The organism is Ruegeria sp. AN11, from assembly GCF_056536005.1.
On record NZ_JBQFJD010000002.1, the window covers coordinates 150886 to 174235 of the forward strand.

Annotated in this window: 19 protein-coding genes; 6 read left to right on the forward strand and 13 right to left on the reverse strand. The window is 53.8% G+C overall.

From position 1 onward, the window contains the following. Nucleotides 1-441: 441 nt before the first annotated feature. From ACR3EQ_RS20635 to ACR3EQ_RS20645, 3 genes are all read left to right on the forward strand, one after another. A complete protein-coding gene (locus ACR3EQ_RS20635; protein ID WP_170617174.1) occupies nucleotides 442-1764 on the forward strand; it encodes a mechanosensitive ion channel family protein in 1323 nt (440 codons plus the stop codon). Then, nucleotides 1761-3383 carry a mechanosensitive ion channel domain-containing protein gene (locus ACR3EQ_RS20640; protein ID WP_170617176.1) on the forward strand — a complete coding sequence of 541 codons (1623 nt, stop codon included), beginning with the start codon at nucleotides 1761-1763 and terminating at the stop codon, nucleotides 3381-3383. Before ACR3EQ_RS20635 ends, ACR3EQ_RS20640 begins: the two co-directional genes overlap by 4 nt. A gap of 86 nt (nucleotides 3384-3469) precedes the next feature. Then, complete coding sequence (locus tag ACR3EQ_RS20645; RefSeq protein ID WP_170617178.1) at nucleotides 3470-3970, forward strand: hypothetical protein; 501 nt, start codon at nucleotides 3470-3472, stop codon at nucleotides 3968-3970. Nucleotides 3971-3982: 12 nt separating this feature from the next. Here the strand turns inward: ACR3EQ_RS20645 and ACR3EQ_RS20650 are convergent, their stop codons facing one another. The 11 genes from ACR3EQ_RS20650 to ugpB all read right to left on the reverse strand — a co-directional run bounded on the left by ACR3EQ_RS20650 (nucleotide 3983) and on the right by ugpB (nucleotide 18625). Further along, nucleotides 3983-6727, reverse strand: coding sequence for an AsmA family protein (locus ACR3EQ_RS20650; protein WP_170619311.1), 2745 nt, complete (start codon nucleotides 6725-6727; stop codon nucleotides 3983-3985). 112 nt (nucleotides 6728-6839) lie between these two features. Next, the gene (locus ACR3EQ_RS20655; protein WP_480491941.1) at nucleotides 6840-8468 is read right to left on the reverse strand and encodes a L,D-transpeptidase family protein; all 1629 of its coding nucleotides are present in this window, start codon (nucleotides 8466-8468) and stop codon (nucleotides 6840-6842) included. Nucleotides 8469-8635: 167 nt separating this feature from the next. Further along, nucleotides 8636-9199: a molecular chaperone TorD family protein gene (locus ACR3EQ_RS20660; RefSeq protein ID WP_170617182.1), complete on the reverse strand. Its 564-nt coding sequence runs from the start codon at nucleotides 9197-9199 to the stop codon at nucleotides 8636-8638. After that, nucleotides 9196-11661 carry a trimethylamine-N-oxide reductase TorA gene (gene torA / locus ACR3EQ_RS20665; RefSeq protein WP_480491943.1) on the reverse strand — a complete coding sequence of 822 codons (2466 nt, stop codon included), beginning with the start codon at nucleotides 11659-11661 and terminating at the stop codon, nucleotides 9196-9198. The genes ACR3EQ_RS20660 and torA overlap by 4 nt, the downstream gene beginning before the upstream one ends. 10 nt (nucleotides 11662-11671) lie before the next feature. Further along, nucleotides 11672-12859, reverse strand: a complete 1188-nt coding sequence (gene torC / locus ACR3EQ_RS20670) for a pentaheme c-type cytochrome TorC (protein ID WP_480441195.1) — start codon at nucleotides 12857-12859, stop codon at nucleotides 11672-11674. 31 nt (nucleotides 12860-12890) lie between these two features. Further along, nucleotides 12891-13064 carry a periplasmic nitrate reductase, NapE protein gene (locus tag ACR3EQ_RS20675; RefSeq protein ID WP_170617186.1) on the reverse strand — a complete coding sequence of 58 codons (174 nt, stop codon included), beginning with the start codon at nucleotides 13062-13064 and terminating at the stop codon, nucleotides 12891-12893. 418 nt (nucleotides 13065-13482) lie between these two features. Continuing rightward, nucleotides 13483-14457: a glycerophosphodiester phosphodiesterase family protein gene (locus ACR3EQ_RS20680; RefSeq protein ID WP_480491945.1), complete on the reverse strand. Its 975-nt coding sequence runs from the start codon at nucleotides 14455-14457 to the stop codon at nucleotides 13483-13485. Further along, nucleotides 14457-15512 (reverse strand): sn-glycerol-3-phosphate import ATP-binding protein UgpC, encoded by a 1056-nt coding sequence (locus tag ACR3EQ_RS20685; protein WP_480491947.1) that lies wholly within the window; start codon nucleotides 15510-15512, stop codon nucleotides 14457-14459. The genes ACR3EQ_RS20680 and ACR3EQ_RS20685 overlap by 1 nt, the downstream gene beginning before the upstream one ends. A gap of 3 nt (nucleotides 15513-15515) precedes the next feature. Continuing rightward, nucleotides 15516-16352, reverse strand: a complete 837-nt coding sequence (gene ugpE / locus ACR3EQ_RS20690) for a sn-glycerol-3-phosphate ABC transporter permease UgpE (RefSeq protein ID WP_480492405.1) — start codon at nucleotides 16350-16352, stop codon at nucleotides 15516-15518. Nucleotides 16353-16372: 20 nt separating this feature from the next. After that, entirely contained in the window at nucleotides 16373-17254 is an 882-nt protein-coding gene (ugpA, locus tag ACR3EQ_RS20695) for a sn-glycerol-3-phosphate ABC transporter permease UgpA (protein ID WP_170617192.1), read from the reverse strand. Nucleotides 17255-17314: 60 nt separating this feature from the next. Then, complete coding sequence (ugpB, locus tag ACR3EQ_RS20700) at nucleotides 17315-18625, reverse strand: sn-glycerol-3-phosphate ABC transporter substrate-binding protein UgpB (protein ID WP_480491949.1); 1311 nt, start codon at nucleotides 18623-18625, stop codon at nucleotides 17315-17317. A 172-nt stretch (nucleotides 18626-18797) separates the two neighbouring features. Between ugpB and ACR3EQ_RS20705 the strand changes: the two genes are divergently transcribed. The 3 genes from ACR3EQ_RS20705 to ACR3EQ_RS20715 all read left to right on the forward strand — a co-directional run bounded on the left by ACR3EQ_RS20705 (nucleotide 18798) and on the right by ACR3EQ_RS20715 (nucleotide 20533). Further along, the gene (locus ACR3EQ_RS20705; RefSeq protein WP_170617196.1) at nucleotides 18798-19712 is read left to right on the forward strand and encodes a LysR substrate-binding domain-containing protein; all 915 of its coding nucleotides are present in this window, start codon (nucleotides 18798-18800) and stop codon (nucleotides 19710-19712) included. A gap of 301 nt (nucleotides 19713-20013) precedes the next feature. Next, nucleotides 20014-20277 (forward strand): hypothetical protein, encoded by a 264-nt coding sequence (locus ACR3EQ_RS20710; RefSeq protein ID WP_480491951.1) that lies wholly within the window; start codon nucleotides 20014-20016, stop codon nucleotides 20275-20277. A gap of 85 nt (nucleotides 20278-20362) precedes the next feature. After that, complete coding sequence (locus tag ACR3EQ_RS20715) at nucleotides 20363-20533, forward strand: hypothetical protein (protein ID WP_480491952.1); 171 nt, start codon at nucleotides 20363-20365, stop codon at nucleotides 20531-20533. Between the two features lie 69 nt (nucleotides 20534-20602). Here the strand turns inward: ACR3EQ_RS20715 and ACR3EQ_RS20720 are convergent, their stop codons facing one another. Next, a complete protein-coding gene (locus tag ACR3EQ_RS20720; RefSeq protein ID WP_480491954.1) occupies nucleotides 20603-21721 on the reverse strand; it encodes a hypothetical protein in 1119 nt (372 codons plus the stop codon). Nucleotides 21722-21884: 163 nt separating this feature from the next. Beyond that, complete coding sequence (locus ACR3EQ_RS20725; protein ID WP_170617586.1) at nucleotides 21885-23162, reverse strand: tetratricopeptide repeat protein; 1278 nt, start codon at nucleotides 23160-23162, stop codon at nucleotides 21885-21887. Nucleotides 23163-23350 lie beyond the last annotated feature (188 nt).

A 23350-nucleotide genomic window follows, 5' to 3' on the forward strand; every position in this document is an offset into this window, starting at 1 on the left:
AAACTTCTGACGTTCAAACCTGTAGTTAGCCCCCTGGAAGTTCGAGACAGAGGTCGAAGACCGTATCTTACCAACAATCCAGCCTTCTTTGAACGTTTTGTTTCTCCCCTCAAAACACGTGCATTTCACTTAGCTTCACAGCCTCAAGGTGACTATGCTTGACCAGCTTTGAACGCACTGAAAACGCCCCGTTCATCTTCAGTTAATTTTACTGTTTGAAAGCAAACGGATACGCCTTTCTAGGAAGCTCATCCAAAACTAGCACTACTGAAGTCACATGGTGCTATCTTGTGGAGCTTTCCAGAGCTGCATCATTTTGGTTCGACAGGGCCCTCGTGCAACAAGTTCATCACACCAAAATATTCGATTTCGAACATGAGTGTAGATTTCTTGCGTCTCTGTGTGCTCTTTTTAACCGTTAAAGAGGGAGGGGACAGATAAATGAGACGACCACTCGGAGCCGGGCTTATTTGGCTATTCCTTTGGTTCGCAGCGATTTCAACTACGTTTCCTGCCAGCGCGCAAGAAACGACGGCCAAGCCGGAAACCGTTGAAGTTGAAGATAGTAATCTTCTGGATGAGGTCGTCGATCAGTCAATATCGGCGGATGACTTGGAAGTCCTGCTTGTCCCCTTGACCGCTGAGGAGCTTAGCGAGGTCGCAAACACTTGGCAGGGATATGTGCGCTCTCAACTCGAGGACATCGCTCAGGTTAATCTGAAACTCCGATCAGCAAGCGAAACTCAGGAGGATGGCTTGAGATCGCAGTTGTCATCCTTGAATGACACCGGATCCGAAATTTTGGACAACTATCGCGTGGTGCTCGAGGCATGGGCATTGAAAGGTGCGAAGGCCGAAGATCTGACGCCGCACAGCGACTATATTCTCGCTCTGAAAGCCGGCGCGCTAAAAACAACTGATCTTCAAACGCTTTTCCAGAACGCCTGGGCCTGGCTGATTTCCTGGGACGGGGGCATCGGTCTGCTGATGGCTGGTCTGGGCGTCTTGCTGGCCGTCTGGGCCATGATGTTCATCGCCCGAATGGTGCGACGCGTCACCGAGCGTGGGCTAAACAAAATTCCGACGATTTCGAGGATGCTGAAAAGGTTCGTGGCCACAACCGTTTATTGGGCTGTTTTTGTCCTTGGCATATTGGTCGTTTTGGCGCTGTTTGGCGTTAACGTTACACCCCTGTTTGCAATACTGGGCGGTTTGTCCTTCATCCTGGGCTTTGCGTTGCAAGAAACGTTGGGCAACCTGGCAAGCGGCCTGATGATCATGGTCCTCAAACCGTTCGACACTGGCGACTATATACAGGTCGGCGGTTCATCGGGCTTTGTGGACGAGATGTCCGTGGTTTCAACGAAAATCAGAACATTCGACAACCAGATTATCGTGGTTCCGAACAGCAAGATTTGGGGCGACGTGATAACCAACGTAAGCGCGTCGGAAGAACGTCGCGTCGATCTGGTTTTCGGCATCGCGTATTCGGACAACGCGGCCCGGGCAATTGAGGTTCTCAAAGATCTGGTGGCGCAGCACAAGCTATGTCTGAAGACGCCAGAACCCGAGGTTTTTGTAGGAGAGCTGGGAGACAGTTCGGTCAATATCTTCTGTCGCCCATGGTCCAAGTCCGAAGACTATTGGACAGTCTATTGGGACCTCACTGGGCAAGCGAAAGAGAAGTTCGACCAAGAGGGCATTTCGATCCCCTTCCCACAACGGGATGTACATCTGATACCCGCAGAGGGAGCAAAGTCATGAGAGCTGTATCGCTTTGGTTCGCGTCCCTTCTACTTGTGTGTGGTGTCGCATTTGCCCAGTCAGAAGAAGCACTTACCCCACAGGAAGAAAGAGAAGATCCTGAATTCGTAGCTCCGGTCGTTGTCGACGGTGAGGAGTTGTTCGTGGTTCGAGGCTCAAGCGCTTTGCCTGCCACGGAACGAGCCAGAAAAATCGAAGAACGGATAGCCCAGGTCGCCGATGCTTCCAACAAATCAACTGTCCAATTGCTGATTTCGGACGCTGAATTCGGGAAGCTGATCCGCGCCGACGGGCAGATGGTTACGATAACCACCCAAGCCGATGCCGAGCATGAACAGATGGCGATTGAAGTCCTGGCCGGGCTGCAAGCAGAGGCGATCGAGGCTGCGATCCTGCAATATCGGGATGCCAGGTCCAATGAGGGCAGAGTCGACAGCGCGATGGCTGCATTTGCCTGGACGGTGATCTTTGCCCTTGCGTCTTATGGGTTTTTTGCAAAGCGGCGAAAGCTGTTGAGATATATCAGAAATAACCTGAAGAAGAGAGCAGAAGGCGTCGAGGAAGCCACCAAGTCGATCTTGAGAAGCAGGGCAATTGCCTCGATCATCGTTTACTCGATCCACATATTGATGTGGGTCCTGTTTTTGTTCTTCTTTTACTATTACCTTTCATTGGTGCTGCTGTCTTTTGCGGAAACACAGGGCATCGCCCAGATCCTTTTGAAATACATCAGCGAGCCGCTCATCAGTGTCGTGTTGGCTATCGTGGGGTACATCCCAAACCTGATCATGCTTGTGATCATTGCCGCTGTGACGCGGATGGCAATTCGCGGCATCGACCTGTTTTTTGAAAACCTTGAGAGCGGCGTGTTCGAGCTCAAGGACTTTGAAGATCACTGGATTGCACCCACGAACATGTTGGTCAGGGCATTGATCATCGTGATCGCACTTGTGTTTGCGTACCCCTATATACCGGGATCTGACTCCCGTGCCTTTCAGGGTCTGACAATTCTGGCCGGCATCATGGTTTCGCTTGGCTCGAACACCGTTGTTTCAAACATGATGGCTGGTCTGTTCGTTATCTACAGGCGCAGTACAAACGTAGGTGATCGCATTAAGGTCGGCGACAAGATCGGGGACGTCACCGAAATAAAGCTGATGGAAACTCTCATCAAATCCATCAAAAACGAAATGATAAGTATTCCAAACGCGCAGCTTCTCAATTCCGAAGTCATAAATTACTCGCGAAAAGTGGATGGTCGCGGGATATTGGTGCATACGACGGTGGGAATTGGATACGAAGAGCCGCCAAAGAAGATCAAGGCGATGCTTGTGGAAGCAGCCCATCGCACGCAAGGATTGAAAAAGAACCCTGAACCATTTGTGCTTTGGACCCAGTTGGCCGACTACGCAATCAACTATGAAATCAATGCGTACACGTCTCGTGGATCGAGCCTGCCCAAGATACTGTCCGATCTTCATGAGAACATTGTCGACGTGTTCAATGAAAACGGAACGCAGATAATGACGCCGTCCTACATTGCCGACCCGCCAGAACCGAAAGTTCCGACAGAGGAATGGGACGGAAAGCTCGCGAGTACAGCCGAACAAACCAAGTGACCTTGCCCACTATTGGAGCAGTTGGATCGGGGCCGCGCAACAGGTAGAGTTACAGATGTAGTCTTCAGAACGATTTGAGGTTTCAGATGATCAAGTGGGCACTGTCCGCAGCTTTCGTGCTTAGTGGGAGCTTTGCTTTCGCTGCCGGTATGGAACAATGGGGTGAGTCCGGAGACTGGAAAATCCTGATTGATCCTGAGAAAGGCAACGGGTGTCTCGCCTGGAAACCCTTTGAAAACGATATGACGGTCGAAATAGGGGCCGCCCCCAAGCAGGGTGGTGGCTTTTTCGCAGCCTACAATCCGGCCTGGGTTCAGATCGAGGATGGGGCGACGGGGATTGTTAAGTTCGATTTCGGTGACGCGAAGTTCGAAGGCGAAGCGGTCGGTGTTTTCAAGAATGGCGTCCCCGGAGGTTACGCCTATTTCGATAACCCTGCATTTGTAGGTGAATTCGGAAAGCGCCAAAGCGTCACGATCATTGGTGAAAGCGGAGCCGAGGTAGAACTCGATTTGAGTGGGTCCGCAAAAGCCATCGAGGCCGTTCTGGCGTGTCAGGCCGAACAGCCGCAACGGCTAAACGAATAAGACCACGCCAAGCTATTCCAATTGGGAAATATCCGGAACGCAAGGTTGCCTGTCCGCCGGCATTTCGTCTGCACCATCAGGTGCTTCACTTCTTGATCCACCCACATCCAGTTTGAATTTTGGCGACGAAAGCTGACCGGTCACGTCGAACGGCCATGCGCTTCGGGACAAAGGTTTGCCAACCCGGCGCGGCTCCGCCCTGATCGCGATTGTATCGTTCAACCAGTCCACCTGCCCCCTGGCCACCAATTGGACCGAGCCCGTCTCAACCACTATGGAGTTCGAGCTTACCTGCCCGGCTTCAATGCGTACCGGTGCCACCACGCAGGTGATGTCGGTGTACCCTTGACGAAACTCCTCGGAGAACAGCCACGGGAAAATACCAAGCCCTGCCAGTTCCAGCAGGCTGGTGCTGACATAGCCTTGCGACATCGACAAAAAGGCGTCGCCGCGCATGGAATTGATGAAGGCTTTGCCAGACGCCGTACTGCCCGAAACGTTGAACTCGCCGCTCAAACGCCCATAGGCATCGATTCCGATACCCAGTTCATCAAGGATCTCACCGAATTCCCATCCTGACGTGGAACCGGACAGGGAAAGCCAATCAGGTGAGTCAATCAGGTCCATCACCGCCCGCAGGCTGAAGTTTCCACCACCATAGGCCATCTGGAGCGGGCCAAAATCGACCGTCCCTTCCTTTGCGGACAATTGGCTTGAAACAGATGTTACCCCTTGTTGGCCTACAATCTCTTTGAATTCGATCTGTACCTCAAGATCAGCCTCTTGCAGCACACTCTGCACATCCAGAAGATCAGCAGGCTTGCCTTTCTCCTTGGGCAAGACCAACGGCTGGACATCCGTTTCCTTCGGCAGAACCAGGGGCTGTACGTCGGTTTCAACTTCTTTCGCGGCCTCGCCTACCAGGCTCTTAAGTTGGTTCAGCGTCGCAGTCAGGTTCTTCAGGTCGCCAAGATCGAGCCTTTCGCTTGTAACGTTGCCACGAACGACAGAAGCGCCCTCGGGGAACTTTGCGCCCAATGCGGCCAGAAGGTGTGACGACCCGGCTTCAAACTCGATCGAGGCATCGAAATCGTCGCCCTGTTTCGATGTTTCTGCATCAATGGCGAGCGCTCCAACTGGGACAGGTTCCAGATTGAGCGCGGTCAGAAACTCGGCCCCGTCACCCACATCCAGTTCAACGTCGAAATCGAGACCTGCCAACCCTTTGATCTCGTTCACAGACAGCGCTAGATCGAGCGCCCAGAGATCTGTGCCGTAGGTGGTTGCGTTGAACCTGTCGAGAGAAACCGGCCCACCCTTGTTGGACAGGCTGAAGTCGGCGTTGATACCACCAAACTGGTCTACGAAATCTTCATCCAGATTTGGCAGAATCAATCTGGCAGGTCCGTTCAGGGTTCCCTCAAACGTCACATCCTGAAGCTGAAGCAGGTCGAGGATTTCACCTTCCGCCTTGAGAACCGGATCCTCGACTGGCCCGGCTTGCAAGGTAATGCCCAACATCGCAAGCCGACCATCTGGCATACGGCGAATGCGTTCGATGGAGGCTGGCCCGATAACGTCCAGTCCTTGGTCAAATGCGTTGGTTTGAAACAGAAGCTCTTCAAACTCGAATGACGCCAGCGATCCAACCATGTGCATTTCAAAGGCCGTGAACTTCAGTTCCCGGATACTTTTGGCTGCTTGCGGGGGCTGTCCTTCGGGATGAAGCCGCGCATCAAAAAGCAGATCGACGCCTTGGGCTGCGTAGAGATCTTCAATGGACCCCTCAGCCGAAAGCTGCTGTCCCTCCGCAAGGCTTATCGTGGTTGCGAAGCTCTCGATTTTCAGAGTGTCCTGCGACACAAGCTCGGCTTCAAGTTGGCCATTCCCCTCTAGAACGCGCTCCAGCCCGATGACTTCAAGAAAATCACCGAATTCACCAGTGTCCATCTGCAGAACAGCGCGATAGCCTCCGCCTGCGCTCTCCGACAATGGCTCGCCATCGTAGTTGACCGTCATCTCCCCGAAATTGGCGCGCGTTGTAAACGGCGCACCGTGCGGATAATCGCCCTCTATCTTGAAACTTTGGCCATTGACGGCACCTGCCCCTGAGACCTTTGTTCTTTGTCCGTCATCCACCTGCTCGAGGCCGAGCGACTGAAGGTCAAACACAAACGAAAAGCCCGAGACTTGGTCATCAATGGTCAGCCCTATCGAACTGAAACTCACGTTCTTGTCGCTGAGAAATGCGAGGATTCCGCTGCCTTCCGCGTCACTCTCGGCGGGCTCCTCGACTTCGGCCAAAGCGTCTTGATTGTCCTCTGACTGAGCGCTTGCGGGTTTTGGCTTTGGTGGCGTTCGACCCTTTTGCCAGCTTGTCGTGCCGTCAGACGATGTAAGAAAATTTGCCTGAAGGCCGTCCACCACGAGATTATCAAACTGAATTCGTCCGTTGGCCAAAGCCGCAATATCCAGTTCCAGTTCCAGGCGACTTAGCTCGGCAAGCGATGTATCCGCCATTGTCAGGCTGGGGATAACCACGCCGCCGACATAGATGTGCGTGATACGTCCAAGCGCGACGCTCACATCGTCGTTGACCAAAAGTGGTCGCCCGATCTGTTCCGAAAGAACTTGTTCGACAAGGCCGCGCCGCATGTCTGAAAACAACGGCGCAGCCAGCAACAACCAGACAAAGGCGATTGCTGCGAAAACGAGGAACACGACAATGCCGAATATTCTAAATAGCCAAGTCCTCATGCGTTCCCTTGTCGCCGCTCACACAGGCCAGTTTACCTCGAAAACGGAAATCTCCAACCATTCTGGCAGTTTGGCCCGAAAACAAGGTTTCCTTGTGCCGCGCTTTGCGCACTCAGCGGTCCAAAGCCGCAAGGATGCGCGCATCCCGTTCGTATGGGTCTTCGCGGAAGTGAACGACCCCGTCCTCAACCCACGCTGTCCAATAAGTCAGGAGAACCGGCATCGGCTCGGGCAGGTTGATGCGGGTTGTCTTTCCGCTATCCAGAATGGACTGCATTTTTTGTCGGCTCCAGTCCGGCTCCCCTTCCATCAGAAGGCTTGCGAATTCGAATGGATACTCAAGGCGAACGCATCCGGAACTGAGGTTTCTTTCGTTTCGGTCAAAAAGACTGGCGTCGTTGGTGTCATGCAAGTACACCGCGTACTTGTTGGGAAACATGAACTTGACCAAACCCAACGCATTGTCCGGGCCCGGTTGCTGAACCAGCGTGACGCCGGGGTTCTTTGCCCCCCAATTCACAGTATTGGCAGGAATTGTCTGCCCGTCTTTGTTCCGCACCACATAATTGTTACGCGACAGATAGGTCGGATCCTGGCGGATGCGAGACAACTTGTCTTTGCGAAAAATCGAAGCGGGAACGGTCCAGGTCGGGTTGAACTCCATGTATTCGATTTCATCCCGGAACACCGGGGTCTTTCTATAGGCTGACCCCGTAATCGACCTGGTGGTCCAAAGCGTACCATCCGATTTGACCATGTATGTGCGGGCGCCGGCAATGTTCACCAGCACGAACTCGTCGTCGATTTCCCGCATCAGCCAACGGCCTCGTTCCAGACTGAGACGCAGCTTGTTTACACGGTCTTCTACGGGTTTATTGAGTGAATTGAACGTCTTGCCGCCAATAACCCCGTCTGCTTCCAACCCGTGGCGACTTTGAAAGTTCTTGACCAACTCGACCAGGTTATCATCGTAAACCCAAGCCGGATCTTCACCATCTTGACTGGTTTTCGACGATGCGCCAGCTCCTGCATAACCCTCTGCCACAAGCCTTTCGCGTAGTTTTGCAACGGCCGGATCCACCATTTCCGGCTTCAAAACAGTGTCTTCGGGAACTTTGGTCCAGCCCCCTTGCGATGCGATGGATCTGTATTTGCTCAGCGCTTCAACAAGCATCGCATATTGGGCGTTGTCGATGTCGATGCGTTCAACTAATGCGCTAAAGCCTTCCCCTTGAAGAAACTGGTTCAACACCTTGGCTGGATCTTGTTGAATAACCGGCTTTGAGAAGTTCCAATCGTCGTCCAGTGCGTTTGGGTCAACTTTCCCAAACACCAGATGGTGCACAAGCTTCACGGCGGCATCGGTCGCCAGAATGTCGAAGTAAGCTTGATCCGAGGCATCCCTACTCTGTGAGGCTTTCAAAGCGGCTAGAAGTTCCTCTAGTTTGAAGTCATCGGGTCTGAACCCCTGATCAATGGCCCCATCCAACTCTTCAAAAAGTTCGTCAACCAGTTCATTGCGTGTCCATACCGGTGCAAAGCCCCGTTCTTCGTAAAAACGCGGCACTAGGATTTTCGCATTCAGGCTTTTGCTGTTGGGAAGTGCGCTACCAGCGTTGTCGCTTGACACCAGCAACGCTTCAATCCGTTTCGAGACTTGATTTGCAACACTCAGGTTAGGACACACCAACAGCATTGCAGTTAGCGTCGTTGCGAGCATCGACTTAAAATACTTCACCATCCCCTCCCGTGGCGCCCATCAATATTTGCCCATTGAGGAGAAGGATACTACAATATAATGTATATTCAAATTCCAATTCTTGGTTTTTCAACTCTGCTGCCCTCACGGAAGTGGCCCCCTGGACCAAGCCCTTGAGGTCTACGCAGTCCGTCGAATTATTGGATGGACTATGAAGCGCAGTCCTCAACCACCGCTTCGGTGAGGCTAACGAGCGACACGTAAAACGGTGCCGACAAATGATGCCCTTGGACCCTTGTCGAGAAGCCATTGTACCAGGGCAGTATGTCTTCAGCAGCAAATCGCGCGGCGTCTATTGCGCCGGGGCGTCCTTCCAAACACATCGCCAGATATTCGAGCATTATGGCCAGGTGATCGGCCGGTTCAGAGAAGCCATTGGCCACTTCTGTTCCGGCTTGCTTTAGCAATGATTGCATTCTGCAATGTGGGGCAGACATGAGGTTCCCCGACCCTTGCCAAGCAGAGGCATATAGTGGGGCGGCTTCCCTGCCACAGGCCAGAAATACGCTTCCGTAACTGATTGCGAGTTCTTTTTGGGTGGTCTGCGGGTCAAACCACTTTTTCATTTCCCGGATCAGTTGATCTGATCCAGCGACATCACTCAAAAGCTCGTCAGCGACCCCGCCATGGCATGCTTTGATGGTTGCCACGTCAAGTTCGCGCGCGAATCCCGTCGACAGAAAGCGCATCAGATCCGGAGAAACTTCCTTCATACGGTGATGGGTCCGCCAAAAGCTGTTACCGGTGGAACTTCTCCTTCAAACTTCTCCATCTCTACGATGCAGGTATTTGCAGATGTCGCTTGTGACAGTTTCGAGGCGCCCACATCCAAAGTGACCGTGTTTGGGTCGCCATACGTGTCGAGAGCGTTGGGTGTGGCATCGACCGGTCCATACCAGGCACCTTCATGAATGCGGATTACGCCTCTTGGATAGTCATCGCTCAGAACAGCGCCGGCCAACAATTGACCGCGATCATTGAAAACCCGCACGATATCGCCGTCTTCAATTCCTCGGTCGGCCGCGTCTTCGGGGTTTACATACACAGGCTCTCGATCCTTTACCGCATATGTTGCGCGGTACGGGTCGCTCTCGCACATTTGCGAATGGAGGCGCTGATCCGGGTGACAGGATTGCAGCCACAGCGGAAACTTGTCGGACCCCGGCCCACCATGAGACCGTTCGACTTTTTCCATCCACTTGGGGTGTTCTCCGCAATCGTCATAGCCATAGTTGCCGATTGTCCGGCTGGAGATTTCGATAAATCCTGAAGGCGTACCAAGCGCATTTATTTCAGGGTCTTCGCGGAAATCGGCGTGTCTGACCCAAGGTTCGCCCCGTTCAAATCGAACCATGCCCTTTTCCCAGAACTCTTCGAAAGGTGGCATCTCATAGCTACCTTCGTTTGCGCTTCGGGTCGTCTCATAAAGGCTCTCAACCCACTCCATTTCGTCCCAGCCGCGGGTGTATTCTTGCTCGCGACCGAAGCGTTGGCAGAACAGCGAAAAAATCTCAAAGTCGGTTTTGGAATGGAACAGCGGATCGACCAGCTTCTTCATGGCGATTACGCCGGAACGAGAATATGAGCCGTAGCTGTCTATGTCGTTCCGCTCAAATTGGGTGCAGGCAGGCAGGACCAAGTCGGCGTGTCTGCACGTAGCGGTCCACGCATAGTCAATCGCAACAATGGTCTCCAGCTTTTGGATAGCCACGCGCATCTTGTTGTGGTCCTGATGATGATGGAACGGATTGCATCCGGTGAAAATTGCCATTCGGATGTCCGGATACGTAACTGTGTGCCCGTTGTGTTCGACTGTTCCACTAGGGTTCATCAGGCAGTCGATCCATCTGGCGACAGGAATTGTACTGCTGGCACCCAGGAAATTGTCGTCGGACCGCACAGGATCAACGCCAATATCCAAATTCAGAGGAAAAGCCCCGGGCATGCTGGCGCCCGATGGCGCCACGCCAATACCGCTATAGTGATGAGAGTAGCTGATGCCGCCCCCGGGCAGTCCGATTTGGCCCAACATGGCCGCGATGATCGCACCCATCCAATACGGCTGTTCGCCATGCTGTTGCCGCTGCACGGACCAACCGAAGACGAGCTGCGTTCGGTCCGATGCAAGCAATCGGGCAAATTCTTTGATCGTATCAACCGGGACACCGCAAATCGGCGCTGCCCAATCGGGCGTCTTTTCGACACCATCTTCAGCCTCGCCCATGACGTAGGCCATGAATGGCTCGAACCCGAGCGTGTAGACATTCAGAAACTCTTCGTCGTGCAAACCTTCGGTATAGAGCGTGTGCGCCAATGCCAGCATGAAAGCCACATCTGTCATCGGGTTGATGTAGAGTTGCTCGGCCCCAATGTGCTTTTGGGTTTTGGTTCGCACCGGGTCCACGCTGATGGCCCGGATGTCGCCTGCCGCGATTTTGTCCCGCAACTGGTCAAAATACTCAAATGGTTCGTGTGTTTCGCAGGTCCAGCCGACTTGCAGGTTTTTCAGCGGGTCATTCGCCCAGAAAACGATGGTCTTGGCGTTATCCAGGATCAGTGGCCAACTGGTTCCCTGCGAATAAACTTCGGTGGACCCAAGCACGTAAGGAAGGATGGTTTGGCCTGCGCCAGTTGAATAGTCGCCCGCCTTTTTCACATAGCCGCCGTACATCGAAACGGCACGGTTCATGTGATTGATGCAGGAATGGAACTGGCCGGTCTGCCGCCAGCCCGTCGCCCCAGCGTAAAGCCCCGAAGGTCCGTGCGTAGTCTGAACACGCTCCATTTCCTCGAAGAACAGGTCCAAAGCCTCATCCCAGGTCAGACGAACAAAGCGGTTGTCGCCCCGTGTGGTCCGGTCCGCGTCCTTTCGGTTATCCAGCCATTCTGCACGGGCCATCGGGTAGCGGACGCGCGACGGCGAATAAATCAGGCCCTGGATGCCGTTCACCATATCGGTCGGGTGCGGATCGTCGGCAAGCGGGCGAACCTCGGTCACCTGACCACCTTTGACAAGGGCCTCGATCGCACCCCAGTGTGAGCCTGATGTTTTCCAGATACCGGCAGATGTCAGTTGCTCTGCACGAGCGGTCGCTGGTTGAAGCAGGCTGGGCCCCAATAGTGCGGACAACCCTGTTGCTCCTGTGCCTTTCAGAAAATCACGACGCGTTGACATGGTTTTCTCCTCAGTGAGAGCCGCCATAGTCAGCGGAATGTTTTTGCAGGTAGGTCAGCACCAAATTGGCCTGGGCTTCGTCCATGTTGGTAAACCCGACCATACCGTTAAACTGCGCAGGCCAGGAGTTGGTCCCGAAGTGATCCGGGTCCGGCTGTGCGTGGCAAGTGGAGCAGTTGGCGGTGTAGCTTTCCTCAGCCACCGTCCAAAGTTCGTCAATCTCATCCACATATCCCTGTTTGTCCGACCAAAGCGTTACCGTGACAGGCGCCCAGTCGAGCCCCGTCGCATCATCCGTCTGAGGTGCGGAAGCTTCGACCAGTTCGGCGTTCTGAGCCGTGTCCTTAGACAAAACGGCAACCCGAATATTGTGCCCGAATTCATCAAATATGACGCGCCCAAACCCCTTATCCTTGCGCCACGCCTTAAGTGCGACTTGAACACGGTCCCCGCTTTCATCCAAAACTTCGACGGCAGCACCGAGTGTCAAGTTACCCACCGGCTCCGAACCCTCGGCGCTGTCATAAACAGGGATGTCACGAATGGCGAAGTAGTCTTCGCCGACCGAGACGCTGCCTGAGTTGGCTTTGTTTTCAAGCTTGGCCATGGCCGGGCTGCCCACGGCCACATTGTCAGGCAGGTGATGAGCTATGCCCTTGTGACACTCGATACAGCCTGTATTCAGTGCGGCTGCCGGTTTCATATAGAACCGCGCTTCGGCCGACATCGCGTCCCAATCCATGCTGTCGTAATCATGACAGTTCCGACATTCGAGCGAGTTGTTTGCCTCCAGCCGGGCCCATTCGTGTCTTGCCAATTCCGCGCGGCGTGCCTCGAACTTTTCGCGGGTGTTTATGGTGCCGAATACAGCCGCCCAGACTTCCTTCGACGCTTGCATTTTTCTGGCAACCTTGTTGGTCCACTCATGCGGTACATGACAATCCGGACATGTGGCCCGGACCCCGGTTCGGTTTTCCCAATGGACCGTGGACTGAAGCTCTACATAGACATTGTCACGCATCTCGTGGCAGGAAACGCAGAACTTTTCCGTGTTGGTAAACTCCATCGCGGTATTGAAGCCGCCCCAGAAAATTATCCCGGTAATAAAGCCACCCAGACTGATTACGCCCAGACTGATCGTTGTGGCGGGTCGGGATACCGTATTCCAGAAGGATGACAATGTAGACTTCAGAGACATAAGAACGTGCTCCTCGGTTCATTTTCTGGGTTTAGAGAGATCCAGTTGGCGGGCCGTAAATGATTTGAAGTATCCATACGGTGAACCCGTAAGCCCCGACCCCCAGGACTGTAATTCCGGGCAGAAACACCAACGTAATAAACAAGAAGGACAGCCATTCACGCTTGGCTGCGTCTTTCGAGCTGCTGATGGATTGATCTGTCATATCTATCTCGCTCGCCTAAGATGAAAATGCTCACGGCAGTGTTACTACCATAGATATACCTGCTTGAATCAAAGGGCGCGGCGGAATGTCGCATTCAGAGACTGATCTAGAGCGCTGTATTCACGTCTTTTTCTTGCAAAATTTTCCGCTTTGGGTCCAACTTAATCATCTGAAAATGCAGAAAAGATGCCCCTTTTCCACCCAATGATGGGCAAGCCCAGGGTATGATCTAGCGCTCCGTAGCACGAGACGCGATGAAGGGGGCTTCGAGGCCTTCACTAAAAAGTTGCACGGTCAAAGCTGAGGCTCGTTTCGTTTGCCCAGCCTATATGGGTTTCGCCCCTAAGGCGATTTAAACTGGTGATCTAACCAATCCATTCAAATTGTGTTTCTCTGAAATCTAAGAATTGCCAGGTGTCTATGACGTTTGTGTCAGGTCAAGTTGTGCCGGTGTATCGACATGCCATCTCATGCCTAAATCCGAGAGATGCCTTTGAACCCGGCCCGGATAATCAGACACAATTGCGTCCACGCGCAGATCGATCATTCTGCTTATTTCTTCAGGGTCATTGACTGTCCACACAGCAACACAAAGGCCCAGTTCTTTCGCAAGTGACACATTTTCTGCGGTCACATCCGCAAAATAGGGGCACCAAAGCGCACCCCCGGCCTGTTTGACCAGTTTTGGAATTTCATCCCGACGGCCCCGAAAATCCGGGCAAACAGCTTTCGAGGAATCCTCACCGACATCGTCGGCATTTTCCGGGAGCTGAGTCAGGTAGGAAGACGGCAGATCAGGGGCCTGACGCTGACATTCTTCCAACAAGTTCCAATCGAAACTGTGCAAAACAGCCCGCGATGCCAAGCCTATGGTACGAAGCTCCTGCAGCACACGTTTTACGAATTTCCGCCGGTAAGATGAATCGTGGGCCAAATCCGGGTCAGATTTCAGTTCCAGCATAAGATTGGCATCACCGTATCTCGGTTCACCAACAAGTTTCAGCAAGTCCGAAAGCGTGGGAACGCGAATGCCGTCCAGTTGGGCCTGATCAGGGAACCGACGACCATAAGCCGATTGCCCGTTCAACCGTCCGACGTCGAATTGCTGGATCTGCTCGACAGTCAGCGAAGAAACCTTTGGCTCTTCTCCTACCAAGAAACGGCCACTGGCGTCCCTAAAAGTCGGCGCGTGAAGCCGGTGGTTATGTGTGATGACGGGGACATCGTCAGCCGTAAGAACGACATCAAACTCAAGAAGCGGGACGCCAATGGAAAGTGTGAAGTCAAAACCGATCATGCTGTTTTCAGGCAAAACGCCCCGCGCACCCCGATGACCTACGACCCGGATCAAATCCTTGCCGCCGCGAAATGCTTCGACCTGAGGGAACACCATTAGTTTTCCAGTCTTTTGCCCGTTGCGTGGTCAAACAAATGCATATTCTCTGGTGCAACCGAGAACCGCATATTCGGATGACGACCCTCGATCGGGTGAACACCCGGAAGGCTGATCGTGATCGTGTCGCCAGAACCCGTAAGGTGGCCGTGCAACAGCGTATTTGCCCCAAGCGGTTCCGCCATCTGAATCGCAGCTTCCAGCGGACTGCTTTCATCCAGCAGCAGGTGCTCTGGCCTTATGCCCAGCTTTACGGCGGCATCTGGACCTGTAGACGGGCCAACCGCGATGTCGCCGATCCGGATTGTCCCGTTTTCGCGCCGCGCTTCAAAAACATTCATCGCCGGGCTGCCGATGAATTGCGCCGCGAACAGCGTCTTAGGGGTCTCGTAGACCTCCAGCGGCGTTCCTATTTGCTCGGCGATGCCTCCATTCATTACGATCATTCTGTCCGCCATTGTCATGGCTTCGACCTGGTCATGTGTAACGTAAAGTGAGGTAATACCGAGTTTTTCCTGAAGTTCGCGGATTTCAAGACGCATCTGAACTCGAAGCTTGGCGTCAAGGTTCGAGAGCGGCTCATCAAACAGGAAAACCGCCGGCTCGCGGACGATGGCCCGCCCCATCGCCACCCTCTGACGCTGTCCGCCTGACAACTGTCTGGGCTTACGGTCCAGCAAGGGTTCCAACTGCAGCAGCTTTGCGGCGTCAGTCACTTTTTGATCGATCTGATCTTTGGGCAACCCGGCAATTTTCAGGCCATAACCCATGTTCTGACGCACCGACATATGCGGATAGAGCGCATAGTTCTGGAACACCATGGCAATGTCCCGATCCATAGGCTCTTTTTCGTTGGCCCGTTCATCACCGATCCGGATTTCTCCTGACGTGACAGTTTCCAGCCCCGCCACCATCCGCAACAGCGTGGATTTACCACAGCCAGAGGGGCCGACGATCACGATGAACTCACCATCGGCGATATCGACATCAATACCGTGGATCACATCCGTCGGGCCAAAGCTCTTTTTGACATTCTCTAGGGATACTGTTGCCATTTCTTACTTCTCGCTATCGACAAGGCCGCGGACAAAGAGCTTTTGCATCGACACCACCACGATAACAGGCGGTATCATCGCCAGAATGGACGTCGCCATGATGACCGGCCATTCGGCCACATCATCGCCGGACGGGAACATCTGCTTGATGCCCATCACGATGGTATTCATCTCTGGATCAGTCGTGATCAGCAGCGGCCACAGGTATTGGTTCCAGCCATAGATAAACAGGATCACGAACAGCGCCGCGATGTTGGTGCGGCTCATGGGCACCACGATATCGATGAAGAACCGCATCGGTCGTGCCCCATCTACGCGGGCGGCTTCAGCCAGTTCATCCGGGATTGTCAGAAAGAACTGGCGGAACAGGAAAGTTGCCGTCGCCGACGCGATCAGGGGGAAGATCAACCCATAGTAGCTGTTGAGCATTCCGAACCCTGCGACGACCTCAAAGGTCGGCACGATACGAACCTCGACCGGAAGCATAAGCGTCAGGAAGATCAGCCAAAAGAAAGTCGTCCGTCCGGGAAAGCGGAAATATACAATCGCAAATGCAGAGAGCAGTGAAATCACGATTTTGCCCACTGCGATCCCAATGGCCATCACGAGGCTGTTGAACAGCATCGTCGCAACCGGGACATTCACGCCGGAAAACAGCGCGGCCTTGTAGTTCTCCCAGAACTGATCACCCGGCACCAACGGCATGGGCGGTGACACGATCTCAGGCTGGGTGACAGTAGAGGCGACAAATGCCAGCCAGATCGGGAAGAAGATGATCAAGACGCCAAGGATCATCATGGCATGAGTCAACCAGTTCCCCATGCCGCGTTTTTCGACCATTCCGTGTTGTTGGGCTGCCATCAGTAGTGCACCCTTTTTTCCACGTATTTGAACTGGATGACGGTCAGCAGGCCCACGACGATCAGCAGAATGACAGATTGTGCCGAAGACGAACCAAGATCCTGTCCGACGAACCCATCCGAAAAGACTTTGTAGACCAGAATAGTCGTCGACTGCTGTGGCCCGCCGCCGGTGATTGTGTGAATGACGCCGAATGTTTCAAAGAAGGCATAGACGACATTCACCACCAGCAGGAAGAACGCGGTTGGTGACAAAAGCGGCAGCACGATCGTGAAGAATCGGCGCCAGAAGCGTGCGCCATCGATGGCGGCAGCCTCGATCACCGACCTTGGGACCGACTGCAACGCTGCGAAAAAGAACAGGAAGTTATAGCTGATGCGCCCCCAGGCAGAGGCGACGACCACAAGCCCCATGGCCTCGGTGCCGTTCAGAACGTGGTTCCAGTCATAACCAAGCTGGCCGAGGTACCACGATACGACACCCACGCGCGTGTTGAACATAAACAGCCACAGTACACCTGCCACCGCAGGCGCGACCGCATAGGGCCAGATCAGCAGCGTCCGATAGACACCCGATCCCTTGATCAGGCGGTCTGCGATGACCGCCAGAAACAAGGCCGGGATCATCGAACACAGCGTGACGAGCGTCGAAAACACGGCTGTTGTCACGAAAGAGGCGCGGTAGAACTTATCGCTCAACAGGAACTCAAAATTGCCGAGCCCCACAAACTGGGACGACAGCCCAAACGGATCAGGTATGAACAGAGATTGCCAAACGGCCTGACCGGCAGGGTAGAAAAAGAATACAGCGGAAATGATGACCTGAGGGGCGATCAGCGCCAATGGCAACAGCCAGCCGCGAAAGGTGACGCGTTTTTCCATCCTGATGGTCCACCGAAGAAAGAGAATGCGGGCTCTGTAGAGCCCGCATCGGATTGTGGTTTATTGATTGGCGGATTCGAACCGGCGCAGCAGCGCGTCACCGCGTTCTTTTGCGCTGTCCATCGCTTCCTGAGCGGTCTTTTCACCGGACCAGACAGCCTCAAGCTCTTCGTCGATGATCCCGCGAATCTGGTCGAACGACCCCAGACGCAGACCTTTCGAATTTGCGGTCGGCTCCTTCGCAGTCATCTGGATCACCGCGATGTCGGTTCCCGGGTTTTCGTCATAGAAACCCGCAGCGCGGGTGGCTTCGCCAGCTTCAGCCGTGATCGGAAGATAGCCGGTGTCCTGGTGCCAGGCGGCCTGCACGTCGGACGACGACAAGAAGCTCAGGAATTCGCCGACGCCCTTGTATTCTTCAGGGTCATGACCTTCCATCACCCAAAGCGATGCGCCACCGATAATGGTGTTCTGCGGCTCGCTCGTGACAGCTTCCCAATAGGGCAGCGGGCGCACATCGAAATCGAACTCAGCCTCGGAACTGATGCCAGCGTAACCGGCCGAGCTTTCCGTAAACAACGCGCATTCGCCAGCCCGGAAGTTTGCCCCACCTTCGTTCCTGCGCCCGGTGTAGATGAACTTGCCATCCTTGGCCCAGTCGCCCATTGCCGTCAGGTGCGCGACCTGCGCCGGGCCGTTCAGCATCAGCTCGGTATCCAGACCGGCAAAACCGTTGTCCTTCGAGGCGAACGGAACGTCGTGATAGGCTGACAGGTTCTCAAGATGGATCCAGCTTTGCCATGCAGTCACCAGCGGGCAGTCTTCACCACCAGCCTTGAGCTGCTCGAGAACGTCGCCAACTTTTTCCCAGGTGGACAGATCCGTATCCGGGTCGACACCGGCCGCTTCCATGGCGTCGCGATTGACCCACAGAACCGGCGTGGAAGAGTTGAACGGCAACGACAGCATGTCACCGTCAGTTGTCGTGTAGTATCCTTTGACCGCGCCAATATATGCGTCGGGATCGAAGGAAGCGCCGCTTTCAGCCATAACTTCATAGACCGGTTTGATTGCACCTTCGGCCGACATCATCGTTGCCGTGCCCACTTCGAACACCATCAGGATATGCGGCTGTTCGCCGGCACGGAATGCGGCGATCCCCGCATTCAAGGTTTCCGAGTAGTTGCCCTTGTGGCTTTCGACCACGACAAACTCATCCTGGCTGGCGTTGAACTCCTCGACCTGCGCTTTCACAAGTTCACCCAGTCGACCGGTGAAGGCATGCCAGAACTGAACTTCGGTTTGCGACATTGCCGCCACCGGGGACAAGGCAGTTGTTAAGGCAAGAGCGCCTAGCAGATTCTTATTCATGATTCCTCCCATGCATCAGGTTCGATGCTTCGTTGAATACCGACCGCTACGCGTAAACGGCACACATGACGATTTCACGACGTTAGCGTTACAGAAATATAATTCAAGCTTTATCTGCTGGATAAAAAAATAACACAATGTTATGCACAAAGGCAGCAGACTAGGATCGGAAATGAGTCAAATTCTGAGAGTCCGGCAAATGGAAGCCCTCATGGCAGTGACCACCAATGGCTCTGTCACAGCGGCCGCAAACGATTTAGGGGTAAGCCAGCCTGCTGTCAGCAGATTGCTGTCGGATCTTGAAAAGTCACTTGGGTTCCAACTTTTTGATCGCCGGGAAGGCAGATTGGTGCCAACACAGGAGGTTCGTTACCTCTTGCCCAGCGTCGAACGTGTTCTCGAGCTTATGAGGCAAATCTCGGATGTCAGTCAGGACATCACAAAACGCAAAGCAGGGCACATCCGAGTCGCTTGCCTGCCCGGATTTGCCACCAGCCACCTACCCGATGTCGTCTCCAGATTTCTGGAAAATCGGCCTGGTGTCACCCTGACGATCGAACCAGACAGACCAGAACGCATTCTCGAATGGATGATCGGCGAGCAGTATGATTTCGGAATCACAGACAGCTTTAATGGTCACCCGGCGGTCGAAAGCACAAATATCGACGTCCGGACAGTTTGCGTATTCCCGACCGGACATGACCTGGAAAACCTCTCCGAAGTTACGCCTGCGGACCTTGAAGATAGCAAAATCATCCACACGCGACGCGACAGCGACTTTTTCGGTCGGCTTTCGAAAGCGTTTCAAAATGCCAATGTCGAATTGAGTTCCCATATTGAAGTCAGGCAGTTCACGGCGGCCTGCGAGTTGGCCGTCAAAGGCGTTGGCGTATCTGTCGTGAGTGAACTTGACGCCGTCCAATACACATCTCGGGGCTTAAGCTATCGGCCATTCAAACCACTGTTGCCGCACACCCTTTCGCTGGTGCGCCCGATTTTAAAGCAACCGTCACTGGTGACTTTGGAATTCATCGAACAGTTTAGGGAAAGCCTAGACCCGTATAAGGCAGAGAAGGTCAGTCGATGAGTAGAGAGGTATGAAAACGAAGTTGGACTGACAGCAAACTCTGCGCTCACCAATTGCCTAAGGTCCGCACTCTATCCCCATGACCTGATCCTGAACCCCGCGGCTTCCTCCTTACGAAGTTTGTCAACGCAGGCCGCCATCGGCGCCCAACGGCAAACTTGTACCTCTGCAGGCAGCGAAAAACCTTCAGAAAAAGGTCATTTTCTGCATTTGCGAAAAAGCCAAAGCGCAATTATAGAAGCATACCGTCAATTTGTATTAAGCCGTCTTAGCGCCGCCTCAAGGCCAGCGCGAACTTAACATGCCTGAAGCTGTGTTGCCCTCGTCTGACTTACTTTCACCGAACCGAGGTTTGAATGCCGGCGCCTCAAGACTGCGCCCCGTCGTATTGGCCGCAGCAACCACGGTTCTGGGTGTCATACCGCTGCTGCCGGACGTGTTTTGGGTGGGTCTTGCTGTCACGATCATGGGCGGATTGACGGTGGGCACGATGCTCACAATGATCCTCGTCCCGGTTTTGTTCGCCACGCTGAATGGTATCCGACAATCACCACAGGCCGTTTAACATGGCCTTTCGAACCACAGTCGGATCAGTTTCTTCCGAGCGAGATAGATGTTTGCGCGATTGATTTAGCGTTTGGGGGGATAAGGTGGACAATACAATATTGTATTTCTTGGTTGGAATATTCGTAGTTGGCCTGCTTTCGATGGGATATTTTGCCAAGGGCAGCGGAGCACTTTGGGTCATCGCAATACTGGTCGGCGTATTGCTGGCAATGGTCGCATTCTTTGGAGGCTACTTTGGTGAAGTACCAAAGTGAACCTTGAAGGCCTGAGTTTTGCCGAAACCATCATGCTTACTGTCGTTTGGATACTGAAGGCGTCTATTTTCAATCGGTTGGTGCAATCTTGGTTTGAATGACGAACCGCGTCAGTGGATCAGGTTCTTCATTTTCCAATACTGCCTTAAGTTGGTGATCCAAACGGTTTTCCTGCCAGTCGCGCGCCGCAATCGCGATGTTCAATGCCAACGCGCTGTCGTCGGTCAGGGCTCTGGAAAAAACGTCGATGATCGAATCTCTGAGGTTCGGAGAAGCTGTGCCAGCGTCAGTCAACGCGCGTATCAGGCTCTGCCTGTCTTGCAATTTCCGTCCTGACTTTTGAAGCGCATTGTCGATGGTTTGCACCGCAACCGATCCGTCCACCTCCAAACCGGCAAGAGCCCAATCGTAAAGGTAACCGCTGCGGCTGCTTACGGCGCGCGGGTAACGTGCCCGTACGATCCCGACCGCCTCCGCATCGTCCTTTTGCAAACCCAAGAGACGAATTGCAATCGGAACAAAGCTTATGCGGTTGATGTTGCGAAGCTCCTCCATCAGCCGGTTGGTTGGAACCTTTGGGCGCAGGGCTTGAACCGCTGGATACGGGGCGCGATCCAGTTCGATCAACGCCGTGTCACGCAGGACGGGATCCGCGGAGTTTAGATACCCGGCGAAGAACTCAACACGCTCCGCAACGTTTTTGCTGCCGAAAGACCAGTATTTTGCCGCGTCCTCGAGATTTGCCAGAAACTGTTCCCGGTCCGGGTTCAGAGTGAATATCCTTTTCCAACTGCGCGAGAATCCGCGCCCGGCCGCGTCCCTGTCCACCGCTCCATAGGTAAAGAGAATGCTCTTGTCCGGGTAATTGCGAAATGTTGCCCGGGTCGCACTGTCGACGAGAAACGGAATCTCAGGCGATCCTGCAAGATCCTCAGATGTGCCTTTGATCAGCTTTTTCGGATCAAATCTGAATGGGTTGTCCTGTGCAGGTCCGGCCAAAACAATGATTTCGGCCGAAATCAGATGATCAGCAAGTGATGCGTCCGGCAGTGTTATGCACACCGTGCATGCGCTTGTAAGGCGGGGTTGAGATGCAGTGGCAATCAATACGGCAACGACCAATAGGGGGATGCCAAGGGAACGCGCAAAGCGGTCCTGAAAGGCGCGAGGCCGACCAAAGCTGAACATTCAACACACCCTTTCAAATTCGAACGGTAACGCGACAGCCCCTCCTTTGACTGTCTGTTCATTGATCACTTCCAGCCTTCAGTTCGCACCGAACAATATGCTGACTGACTTTTGCTCAGAAGGCTTGCGCCGGTATAGTCTGCCACACGCGCAATGAGACAACTCATTGCTGGACTTCTTCCTGCTCGGCGGGACTGACCCAGCCCTGCTTTCGCAGTTCATGCAACACGGCTTCGGCGTTTTTGTCGTCTCTATGAATACTTTTCAGCATCGCACCAATTGGTGCGCCTGGCCAAGCGCGCTCAAGCTCTGCCAACTTTGCCTGGGCAGCTTGATCGCGTCCCATCGCAGACAAGGCAGCCGTGACATAAGCCAGAGAAGGTGCACTCAGCGGATCCCCAAGTTGCTTGGCCTCTTCAAAGCGCTGAACCGTTTTTTCATACTCACCCAGATGAAAGTAGGTCGCGCCTGAAATGTTGCGATTGGCAAACCTTTGGTTGCTGGAATTCATAAGGGAAAGCCGGTCAGCTGTTTCGATTGCTTCCTCGAACTCGCCGGAAAACAAAGCGACAGCCCCAGAAAAGTCGAGGACTGCGCCATCATTCGGGTCAAGTTGTGAGGCGCGCCTGCCGAGTTGTAACGCAGCATCGTAATCGCGATTGGCGAAATAGGCCCAGCTTTTGGCGGACTGGCTCCAGGCTTGGTCTGGCGCAAGGCTAACGGCCTGGTTTGCCAATTTCATGGCAGCATCGGCATATTCCGCTTTGGCGTCTGATGGTGGAGAAATCACTGAGAGCGACGCCAATGCCTGTGCTGCACCCGCGTAGCCACCAAAGTAATCAGGGTCCATCTCAATCACACCTTCAAACACAGAAAGAACCAGTAACTGGCGCTGCCGGTCGAAGATCGGAAAAATCATTGTCCGTGCTTGTTGCGCCAGATTGAAGGCTTGCAAAGCGGCAGGGGACTTTTCGTAAATTGCGGCGCGCTGTAAAAATGCGTTCGTGTTCGTCTCAGGTGGATTGCTTAGTTCTGCCGAAGTGGGGTCTTTTCTGTCCGGAACAAGACTGACTGCGATCAGTGCGCCAACAACAGCCCCAAAACCGAACGCGCCGATAGGAAGGCCAAAACGTTTGGTGTCAGTCGAAAGCGATGCCGAACCCACTCTGGTGGCCGCTTCGAACCGTGGCCTGTACCCGCCGCTGTCGATATGCAGGCGTACCGGGTCTTCTTTTCCAATGCCCTCGTAATGCAGTTCCAAAAATTGACGAAGCCGTCTGGCGTCCACGCGAACAACGTTTTCCGGATCGGTCCCTTCTGAGGTGTCGCGGCCATAGACGTCTTGCGCTATTGTTTTCCCACGAATTTTTTCGCCTCGCCCGGCGAGTTCTTCGTCAACAATGTAGGTCAAAAAGGCCTGAAGTCTTTCGGACCCATCCATGTGCGCGTCCGCAAGCAATCTGCTTAGGGCGGCACGCTTGTCATTATCCGGGATGTCTTCGGAACGCCTTACCATATTCTTATTCTTGCAATTATCGGAACGTGAGTCACGCCAATAGTCACCGTGAGTCACTTACATTCGTGGTCACTAAGTGTCAGTTTGATAAGCATAACAGCGGGATGATGTGC